This is a genomic window from Paracoccus aerius (assembly GCF_014656455.1).
In the GTDB taxonomy this organism is placed as follows: domain Bacteria; phylum Pseudomonadota; class Alphaproteobacteria; order Rhodobacterales; family Rhodobacteraceae; genus Paracoccus; species Paracoccus aerius.
Window position 1 is genome coordinate 1 of record NZ_BNCL01000069.1, and the last position, 2,300, is coordinate 2,300.

Here is a 2,300-nt window from a genome sequence, read left to right on the forward strand (position 1 = left end):
TCGGCTAAGACACGTGCATAGCGACGTCGTTAACGACGTATCTTATGCGGGGCTTTCGATGCGTGGTGACATTCTGGGTCTGGAACGGCGTCGTCGCTGGAGCGACGAGGAGAAGCTCGGGATCGTGCTGTCGGTGGGGGTGGCGGGCGCGACGGTGACGCAGGTGGCGCAGCGCCACGAGGTAACCCGACAGCAGCTTTATGCCTGGCGGCATGAGCTGAAGAAGAAGGGGCTGCTTTCCCCGCTTCCGGAGACTGTGTTCTTGCCTGTGGAGTTGAGCGCGCCCGCCGAATTGGCGGTGCCTTCCTTGGCTGAAGATTTGACGCCGCAACGCCCCGCCCTGATTGAGCTTCAGCTGGCCAATGGCCGGTGCCTGCGCTTTGACCCGATGCTGGACACGACCACGCTGACGCGGTTGATCCGGGTGGTGGAGGCGGCATGATCGGGCCCGGCACCGGTGTCCGGGTTTATCTGGCCTGCGGGGTGACCGACATGCGCAAGGGCATCGAGGGTTTGGCGGCGCTTGCGCAGGATCAGTTGCGCCAGAAGCCGGCAGGCGGTGCGGTGTTTGCATTCCGCGGTCGGCGTGGCGACAGATTGAAGCTTTTGTATTGGGACGGTCAGGGCTTCTGCCTTTACTACAAAGTGCTGGAACGCGGCCGCTTTCCCTGGCCGGCGGGCGGCGATGGCGCGGTTCGTTTAACCTCGGCACAGTTGGCCATGCTGTGGGAGGGAATCGACTGGAGGCGGCCCGATTGGGGTGTGCCGCCAGCCCGCGTGGGGTGAATTAGCCACTTGAATACCTTTGTTTTTGTAGTGNTGAGCGGGTGAACGCCACTGGTCCGAGAGAACCCGCGAACATCGACTGGAGGCGGCCCGATTGGGGTGTGCCGCCAGCCCGCGTGGGGTGAATTAGCCGCTTGAATACCTTTGTTTTTGTAGTGTCTAGGCCTGACTTGTGGTAGTCGGGTTCATGTCGGATTTGACCGAGCCTCTTCCTGATGATCCTGCGCTTTTGAAGGCGCTGATCGCTGCTTTGCAGGCAGAGAACGCGAAGATCTCAGCCACGCTGCGGGCCCACGACCAACTGATCCAAACGCTTCGACTGCGCATCGCCAAGCTGAAGAAGCAGGTGTTCGGCCAGTCTTCGGAAAAGATCGAGCGCGAGATCGAACAGCTGGAACTGGCCCTCGAGGATTTGCTGATCGCGACCGCCGAAAGCGAGACCGGTGCGGCGGATGATGGTCAAGACGACAACGTGTCCGAACCCTCTGCCGGCGGTGATGCCGCTGATCGCCCGTCACGCCGTCGGCCCCGGGTCTCAGACGGCACGCCACGCGAGCGGCAGGAGCTTGATCCCGGCAGTTGCTGTCCCGATTGCGGTGGTGATCTGCACGTGGTGGGCGAAGATGTCAGCGAGATGCTGGATCTGATCTCGGCGCAGTTGAAGGTCGTGCAGATCGCCCGGCTCAAGAAGTCCTGCCGCCGCTGCGAACGAATGGTGCAGTTGCCCGCGCCCAGCCGACCGATCCCGGGCAGCATGGCCGGTGCTGGCCTGCTGGCCCACATCCTTGTCGCCAAATTTGACGACCATCTTCCGCTTTATCGCCAGAACGAGATCTTCGCTCGGATGGGTGCGGACATTCCCGACAGCACGCTGGTCGACTGGTGCGGCCGCGCCATGAAGGTGCTGCAGCCTCTCATCGATCGGATCGATGCCGTGGTGATGGCCAGCGACCTTTTGCATGCGGATGACACCTCGATCCGAGTTCTGGATCGTTCACTTCGCGACAAGGGTCTGGGCAAGGGCGTGAAGAAGGGCCGGATCTGGGCCTATGTGCGGGATCAGCGCCCTTGGGCGGGGGCCGCCCCGCCAGGCGTGACCTACCGGTTTGCTCCAGATTGGAAGGAAGGACATGTTCTCAAACACCTCGGCCAATCCAGCGGCATCCTGCAGGCTGATGCCTACAAGGGCTATGCCAAGCTCTACGATCCCGGAGCAGACGGCGCGGCCCGCTTCCGCGAAGCCGCATGCTGGGCTCATCTGCGGCGAGACTTCCATGATGCCTGGACCCTGACCAAATCCGAGATTGCGCGAGAAGCGCTTGACCGGATCGGTGCGCTTTACGACATCGAGCGCAACATATCGGGCCAGTCGGCCGATGTTCGTCTGGCCGCACGCCGGGCTCACACCAGGCCAAAGGTCGAGGCGTTCCGGGTCTGGGCCGAGCAGCAACTGACCCGCATTCCCGGCAAGAGCGACTTGGCCAAGGCCTTCCGCTATGCTCTCAGCCGCTGGC

At 62.7% G+C, this 2,300-nt stretch carries 3 protein-coding genes; all 3 read left to right on the forward strand.

The window, feature by feature from the left end; all coding sequences use genetic code 11:
• On the forward strand, positions 1–442 hold a 442-nt coding region (tnpA, locus tag IE224_RS20630), incomplete at its 5' end, for an IS66-like element accessory protein TnpA (protein WP_229849499.1).
• The gene (gene tnpB / locus IE224_RS20635) at positions 439–786 is read left to right on the forward strand and encodes an IS66 family insertion sequence element accessory protein TnpB (RefSeq protein ID WP_126152564.1); all 348 of its coding nucleotides are present in this window, start codon (positions 439–441) and stop codon (positions 784–786) included. The genes tnpA and tnpB, both read left to right, overlap by 4 nt.
• Positions 787–973: 187 nt before the next feature.
• A partial coding sequence (gene tnpC / locus IE224_RS20640) for an IS66 family transposase (protein WP_191313382.1) occupies positions 974–2,300 on the forward strand: 1,327 nt, incomplete at its 3' end.

Excerpts from the sequence above, each read along its gene's own strand:
- tnpB (WP_126152564.1), top strand. The coding sequence starts at position 439 with ATGATCGGGCCCGGCACCGGTGTCCGGGTTTATCTGGCCTGCGGGGTG.